Genomic DNA, 7899 nt, shown 5'->3' on the forward strand with positions numbered 1-7899 from the left:
CGCGGCGCCCGCCTTCGCGCCCGACCCGCTCGCCGTGCTGCGGACGCTGTGGACGACGCACGAGAACGAGGCGCTGTATCGCAAAGGCAAGGAAGACCGGATGCTGGTCTTCACCGTCGGCCTGTTGGTCGCGGTGGTGTTCGGGGCGGCGTTCGTGCTGAGCGCCGGCCGCGCGCTCGACTGGCACTGGTTGAGCCGGCTCATCTTCCGGCTGTTCTTCGTCGGCATCGCGTTTGCGATCACCTTCGCCGGCAACGCCTTGATCGAACTGAACCGCAAACGCCTGCAGGACGTGCTGGCGATGATCGTCAAAACCCAGGAGGCCCTGCGGCTCTTCGCCGACGGCGCGATCCCCGGCAGCGACGGCGCGTTCATCCCGAACACCTACAAATTCCTGGGCAGCATCAACGACGACGAGACCAGCTACGCGCAGATGATCATGAAGGTCGCGGCCGCGGCCGCGGCGTTGACGATTTTCCTGCTTGTATAAAGCCGGGCCGCAATGGCGAACATTCTGGTCGTTCAATGGCACGCCGAAATCCGGAGCCTGATGGTCTTGTTGCTCCGGCAGCGGGGTTATGACGTCGCGACCGCCGCCGACCTGAACGCGGCGGCCGCCGCCGGGCGACGCTTCGATCTGGTCTGCCTGGACTTGATGACCCCCGGCCTGGACGAACGGGAGCCGCGCCGTTCCTTCGAACAAAGCCCCCTCGGCAACCGCCTGGACCGCGCGCCGCTGCTGCTGACCGACGTCAACGGCCGCCTGGAGGATCTGCCGCGGGAAATCCGCCAACAAGCCGACGGCGTCTTCCGCCCCCGCACCGGGCACACGTTTCCCTTCCTGGTCGAGGTCGAACGTCTGGCGCCGCCGCCGCCGCAATTGCCGCGCCCGATTCTCACCTGGCGGCTGGACAAGCGGGAACTGCCCGCCTTTCTCTATGCCTGCTTCCTCTTCGGCGTGAACGGCGTCATCACGCTGCGCGACAAGCGGGTCTACAAACAACTGCACCTGATCGACGGGTGGATCCGTAGCGCCGCCTCGAGCGAGGAAAGCGACTGGCTGGGCAAGATGCTGCTCGCCCGGCACCAGATTTCCGCCGAGGCGCTCAACGAGGTCGAACGCGCCCTGGGCACCACCAAACGGCGCATCGGCGAGGAATTCGTGGCGCGCGGGCATCTGAACGAGCCGCAACTGGCCGAGGCGCTGCGGCAGCAATACACCTCGATCGCCATGTCGGTGTTCGAATGGAGCGCTTTGGAAGTCAGCCTGGAGGAAGGCGAACCGAACCCGCAGCCCCAACTGACCGTTCACCCGTTTCGGCTGCTGATCAACGGCTTGAATTACGGGTTTTCCGCGGCCGAAATCGACGAACAACTCGGCTCGCTCGACGTCTTCCCCGTGCCGACGATCTGGACCGCCTTCCGTTTCGCCGAGGCCGATCCGCAACCCGAGGAACTGCTGCTCTTGCAGGCGATCAACGGCCAGCACTCGTTGCGGCAGATCATCCAAGCCTCGCCGTTCAGCCCGGAAGCAACCAAGAAATTCATCCTGGCGCTGGCGATCATGCACGCCGTCCTGCTATCGCCCGAAGCGCGCGAATTGCCGGTCGGCTTCGAGCAGCAACTGCAAGGCAACAACGAAGCGTTGATCGAAGAAATGTTTTTCCGGGAGCCGCCGCCGAAAATCTCGTTCGACGACCTGGGGGAAGACGACGCCGACGCCGACCGCCCGCCGACCTGGCGAACCCACTTGAGCTTTCTGGACATCCGGCAGGGCGCCCGTTTTCTGCTGATGATCCTGCTGGGCTTGGTCGCGGTGGCGGTGGCCTGGCAATGGTGGGCGAAAAAAAGCGCCGAGGAACAGGCGATCCGCGAGGCGAAGCGTCCGTTGATTCAGCACACCGAGCCGGTCGTCATTAAAAAGCCCACCTACCAAAAAGCCGATCACCTGCTGGCGGAAGCGATCCAGGCATTGAATGCCGGAGGTTGGGACGGAGTGGGCGAAGCGCGTTCGCTGATCGGCGCCTCGCTGAACATCGATCCGGAATTCGAGGCCGCGATCAATCTGCGCGGCTCGCTCGACCTCGCGTTCGACGCCCGTTTCGCGCTGCAACACAATGATCTCGAGGCGGCGCGCGGCGCGTTGGAAAAAGCCTACCGCCAGGCGCCGGGAAATCCGTTGTTGTCCGAATTAATGACGGCAGCCGGGATGGAAAATCCCGCCGTCGAGACCCCGGCGCCATGACCCGGCCCGGGCCCGCGAATTCCTTCTTCGAGCTGCTGACCACCAAACTGTTTTTCGGCCTGGCGCTGTTCTATTTTCTGCTCGGTCTGGCCCTGGCCTTCTGGCCGCTGACCAACTACCTGGGCCTCGAATTCAGCCTGGCCTTGTGCATCGCCGTCGGCGCCCTGGGCGGGCCGGTGGCGGTCGGCGTTTATCACCGCCGCACCGGCGGCGGCGCCGCGGCCGACCAGCGCGACCAGGCGTCGCGGTTGGGCGCGCCGGCGTTATGGGTGGAAATTTCGCTGTGCCAACTTTTCGCGCTGCTACCCGCCCTGATGGGTCTGGCGCTCGCTTCCTTGATGGACCCGCCCTGCGCGCCGCAACGCGGCATCGGCTTTTTCGTTTTGATGCCCTTCATCGGCGTTTTCTACACCAGCGCCTGGGGTTTGACTTTCGCCAGCCTGCTGCGAAGCCCGCGCCGCGCCAAGCTGCTGGTCATTTTATTAGCCCTGGCCACCCTGGCGTACAGCGGTTTCAATTTCCTGCAAAAGCCAACGGTCTATTTTTACAATCCGTTTTTCGGCCATTTTCCCGGTCCGATCTACGATGCCGGCGCCAGCCCGAGTCGAGCCCTGGCGATGTACCGGCTGGCCAACCTGGCCGATGCGGGAATCATCGTCCTGCTGCTGTCGCTATGGTGGCGACGCTGGGACCGCCGTCAGGCCGCTCGTCGGTCCCCGTCGCCCGGATTCTGGCTGCTGCTGATCGCGCTGGCCGGCGTTACGGCCGGTATCCACCAGGCTCGTTTCGCACTCGGCTTCGACATGGACGAAGCGCACCTGCGGGAAAAGTTGAAGGGGCAGATCCGCACCGAGCATTTCGACATCTACTACCCCAAGCGCGCCGACATCGAGCGCCAGATGCCGCTGGTGGCGCGGGATCATGAGTTCCGTTTTCGGCAGATCGAGAATGAGCTGGGAATCCGCTATCCGTTCCGCATCACCAGCTACATCTACCCGAGTGAGAAGGCCAAAAAGGATTGGATCGGCGCGGGCGGCACCGAGTACGCCGATTGCGCCAAGCATCAGATGCATTTGAATTGGGAAGATTTCCCGCTGCACATTCTGCATCACGAAATGATCCACGTCATGCTCAGCGAATACGGGCTGCCCGGGCTGGGATTTTCCTCGCGAATCGCCGTGACCGAAGGGATGGCCGTGGCGTTCGGCGGACCGCCGCAGGCGAACCGGGACCTCGACCGCTGGGCGGCCGGGATGAAGGCGATCGACCGCCTGCCTCGCCTCGAAAACATCCTCGGCCTCGGTTTCTGGGGCGAATCCGGCGCCCGCGCCTATACGGCGGCCGGCAGTTTCCTTCGTTTTCTCGCCACCCAGCCGGACGGCGTCAAGAAAGCGCTCGCCGTCTACCGGTACGGCGACGTGGAACAAGCCTTCGGCCGCCCCCTCCGCGAGCTGGAAGCGGAATGGCACGATCACCTGACCCGGATCGAAACGACCCTGCGTCCCAACGAAATCGAGCAGGCCCGCTACCGGTTCGGCGCCAAGTCGATTTTCGAAACCCGTTGCGCGCGCGAGGTCGGCCGGCTGCTTGACGAAGCCGACCGGGAGGATTCGCGCCGCTATTACCACCAGGCCGATCTGCTCTACCGGCAGGCGGCCGAACTGGATCGCGACGAGGTGCGGATCAGCCGCCTGCGCCTCGACGGCCTGTTGCGCCTGGGACGCCTGGAGGAAGCCGCGGGGCTGGCCGAGAAAATCCGCGCCGCCCAGGGCACTCCCGAGTTGCCGGCCCTCGACAAGAAGGGACACATCGTCGGCAGCCAGATCATCGCCCAGGAAGCAAGCCTGACGCTGGCCGAACTGGCGTGGCAGCGCGGCGACCGCGACGCCGCACGGGTGATGTTCCAGGAGATCCGCGATGCCGATTACCGTGACAATCTCGTGCGCCAGGCCGCCTGCGCGCTGTACGCGCTGGACCACCCGGAGGTGGAACCGCCGATCCGCGCCTACCTAGCCGATTTTTCGGACACCGCCGCCGCAAAGTGGCGCTTGTTGCAAGCCTGGCAAACCGGACAAACCGATCCGGTCGTCAACTATCTTCTGGCGCGACGGGCGTTGAACGAGGAAGCGTACGATACCGCCGTGACCCTGCTCGACCGCGCCCTCCGTTCGGGGCTGCCCGACGATTCGCTCAGCGAGGAATCCTGGCGCGGTTTGGGGGTCGCTTACTTCATGCTCGACGACCTGGCGGCGGCGGAACGCGCTTTTCAAACCTTGCGGGGGATGCAACAAACCGCAGCCGGCCAAAGCCCGGAAACCGACGACTGGCTGGCGCGGATCGCCGCCTGGCCGAGTTTGCCGGCAACGGTACACACCGAAACGAAAAAATGATTTTGGCGCGGCTCTCGCCTTGTTGATTTTCCCCAAGAAAAGAGTATTGTCCAGACCCAAGAATTTCTTGCCACTTCCGTTCAGGAGCTAGTGATGAATATTTTATTGCCGCTCGTCATCGGCTTACCCGTGCTTTTTTTCGGTTACTTTGTTTATGCCAAATACATTGACCGGCTTTTTGCTTGCGACGACAACCGGCCAACGCCGGCCAACGTGCAGCGCGACGACGTGGATTTCGTGCCGACCCATCCCTTCGTGCTGTTCGGCCATCACTTCGCCTCGATCGCCGGCGGCGGCCCGATCATCGGCCCGACTCTGGCGATTCTCTTCGGCTTCGTGCCGGTCTGGTTATGGATTATTCTCGGCGCCGTTTTTCTCGGCGCGGTGCACGATATGGCGGCGTTGTTCACCAGCATCCGCGAAAAGGGTCAAAGCATCGCGGAGGTCGCCGGCGCGACGATGGGCCGTGGGGTTTCGCTGGTGATGCTCGCCTTCACCGTGATCATGCTGCTAATGGTCACCTCGGTATTTCTTAAGCTCACCGCGGCCAGTCTGACCAGCCTGGTGCCGGTCGCCGCTCTGGAAACGCCGGTCGACAATCTGCCGGTGGCTATCGTCAACGACGGCGGTGTGGACAAGGTCGCCATCGGCGGCATCGCCTCGACGTCGGTGATGATCGTCACGTTGTTCGCGCCGTTGATCGGGTGGCTCCTTTACAAACGAAATACCAACATCCTTAACACCTGGATGATTCTGCTTTCGATCTACACGATATTCGCCGCCGGCATCCCGGTCTGGCTGGTTTTGCAGCCGCGCGATTTCACCAATGTCTTCCTACTCTACGGCGGCATGGGACTGATGCTCATCGCCTCGCTGATCGCCGGCATCGGCGGCCTTTCCTTCAACGCGCCGGCGTTTAATCTCGCGCAGGGCGACGCGAAAATCGGCCCGATTTTCCCCTTGCTGTTCATCACCGTCGCCTGCGGCGCGATCTCCGGTTTCCATTCCCTCGTGGCCGGCGGTACCAGCGCCAAGCAAATAAAAAAGGAATCCCATGTCCGCCAGGTGGCCTACGGCGGCATGCTGTTGGAGGGCCTGCTGGCGCTGGTCGTGCTGATCGCGGTCGGATCGGGCGTTGACTTCACGCATTACGTCAACATCGTCCACCCCGACAAGGGCGGCAATCCGATCCTCGGTTTCGCCCTGGGCATGGGCGGCCTGCTCTACAAAGGTCTGGGAATCAACGTGGTGATCGGCACGGTCTTCGGCATTCTGATGGTCGAGGGCTTCGTGGTCACCACCTTGGATACGGCCGTGCGGCTCAACCGCTACCTGATCGAGGAACTCTGGTCCCTGCTGTTCAAGCAGGTCCCGGCGATCATGAAAAACTACCTCTTCAATTCCTCGCTTTGCGTTCTGGCGATGTACGGGCTGGCGCGGACGAACACCATCATGGACCTGTGGAAAATTTTCGGCTCGGCCAACCAGCTTCTCGCCGCGCTGACGCTGATCGCGGTCTCCGCCTGGCTGGCGCTGAAGGGCCGCAAATTCTGGGTTACCCTGATTCCGGCGGCCTTCATGATGGTGATGACGATGACCGCCTTGGTTTTTGTGTTCTTCAAGGATTATTTGCCCAAATCTAACTGGGTTTTAATGAGCGCCGACGTGTTGCTGCTCGCCCTGTCGCTCTGCGTTCTGGTGATGAGCATCAAATTCATCAGCCAGAACAAGTCGGGCGGCGCGCCGAAACCGGCCGGGGCCTAGGCGGATTCCTTTTCTTGACAGTCCCGAGAGGTTATGCTAAACGAGCATCCTCTTTCGGGAGACTTGATAATTTGCGACTGTAGCTCAGCTGGATAGAGCAACGGACTACGAATCCGTGTGTCGGGGGTTCAAATCCCTCCAGTCGCGAAAGAAAAAACCCCGTAAATCTCCATGGTTTACGGGGTTTTCTTTTTCTCGCCATTGTTCACGCCGGCCGAATTATTGCCGAAAAAACCCTTTTAAATGCGAATAAAGATTTCATTCTTGTCAATATCTTGTCAACAGAACAATTGTTATTTTTACAATATCTCCCCAAAAAACAAATTATGAATCAACAAGCCAGTCCCCGCGAAAGGAAAAAACTTGCTAAAAATTGCCACGGACGAAAAAAAAGGAGCGAAACAAAATGACGAAATCATCGAATGCCGACCCGGTTTTACTCAACATCGCAGAGGCGGCGGTTCTTTTGCGGGTCAGGCCCACGGCACTTTACCGATGGATCAAAGCCGGGGCCATTCCGCATTTGCGTCTGTCTAAAAACAAAATCCGATTTGAGAAAAACGCCCTGCTTGTCTGGATAAATTCAAAATCCGTGCAACCGGCGTTGACCGAGCGCGATCCGGAGGGCGACGAATGAAAACCGATCCGAGCAAATTCAAGAATGTTTTGCCGCTGACCACTATCAAGAAAGAGGAAATTTATTCGTTTACACGCGAAGCCGACGTTTCATGCGGTAGTTTTCTCTTTTCACTTCTGCCGGAAGAGCAACCGCAATCCAGTGACGAATCGACGTCCGACGATCCGGCGAAGCCCAAGCCGACACCGGGTGAACCCGAGGTTCTTTGCCGCAACCTTCAAAATTTTGTCGAGTGCCTAATGGAAAGCGGATCGAAAATCCGGACAGGCGTTCGTCAGGAAATTGAAGACGATCAGCCGCCCGACGAAAAAAAAACGACTCCCGAAGATGAACTGATCAACCGGCCGCCTGTTGTGCCAATGTATAAAATAGGGAGTGCGCTTCTCGTCTATCGGTTGCGTGATTTTGAAACCTTCCAAATCATCGGCCGAGCACCTAAAGACGAAAAATCGGGCTGGAATATTGACCTGCCGCTTTTTTCGATTTGCCTGCAAACAAACGAGCGATTCATCAAGCTCGTCGTGCCGGTCGATCTGAGCTATCTGCCGCCGCCCGTTGGTTCACCCGTATCATGCCTCTTTCTTCCGGCAGACCTTCACCTTCGCGTCTGGACGTGGTTTCGCCTGGCCCTGCTTCACACCTTCAGCCTGAAGAAATCCGCCGTCCTGGACGACTACAAGCTCGATCACGAGCTTTCTTTGCGAGTTATCGGCGGATTCCGCCGCATGGCGGCAAACCCCGGCAACTGTCTTCGCCTGGCCCCGATGATGAATGAAAGCGTGGAAGTCGAAAAGTGGCCCCTCGATCTTCACAAAGTTATCGACCGGCGTTAAGCGAAATAAACAACGGGGCGCAATCATGGC

6 protein-coding genes and 1 tRNA gene are annotated in these 7899 nt (G+C 60.4%); all 7 read left to right on the forward strand.

Going from position 1 to position 7899, the window contains the following annotated elements; genetic code table 11:
* On the forward strand, nucleotides 1-490 hold a 490-nt coding region (locus GX444_08165), incomplete at its 5' end, for a hypothetical protein (protein NLH48565.1).
* A gap of 12 nt (nucleotides 491-502) precedes the next feature.
* Nucleotides 503-2245 (forward strand): response regulator transcription factor, encoded by a 1743-nt coding sequence (locus GX444_08170; GenBank protein ID NLH48566.1) that lies wholly within the window; start codon nucleotides 503-505, stop codon nucleotides 2243-2245.
* Nucleotides 2242-4635, forward strand: coding sequence for a hypothetical protein (locus GX444_08175; GenBank protein NLH48567.1), 2394 nt, complete (start codon nucleotides 2242-2244; stop codon nucleotides 4633-4635). The genes GX444_08170 and GX444_08175 overlap by 4 nt, the downstream gene beginning before the upstream one ends.
* 93 nt (nucleotides 4636-4728) lie before the next feature.
* Complete coding sequence (locus GX444_08180; GenBank protein ID NLH48568.1) at nucleotides 4729-6399, forward strand: carbon starvation protein A; 1671 nt, start codon at nucleotides 4729-4731, stop codon at nucleotides 6397-6399.
* A 73-nt stretch (nucleotides 6400-6472) separates the two neighbouring features.
* Nucleotides 6473-6546, forward strand: a tRNA-Arg gene (locus GX444_08185).
* 259 nt (nucleotides 6547-6805) lie between these two features.
* The gene (locus tag GX444_08190) at nucleotides 6806-7036 is read left to right on the forward strand and encodes a helix-turn-helix domain-containing protein (protein NLH48569.1); all 231 of its coding nucleotides are present in this window, start codon (nucleotides 6806-6808) and stop codon (nucleotides 7034-7036) included.
* A complete protein-coding gene (locus GX444_08195; protein NLH48570.1) occupies nucleotides 7033-7869 on the forward strand; it encodes a hypothetical protein in 837 nt (278 codons plus the stop codon). The genes GX444_08190 and GX444_08195 overlap by 4 nt, the downstream gene beginning before the upstream one ends.
* The last annotated feature ends 30 nt before the right edge of the window (nucleotides 7870-7899 follow it).

It is taken from the genome of Myxococcales bacterium, from assembly GCA_012517325.1.
Taxonomy (GTDB): Bacteria; Lernaellota; Lernaellaia; order Lernaellales; family Lernaellaceae; genus JAAYVF01.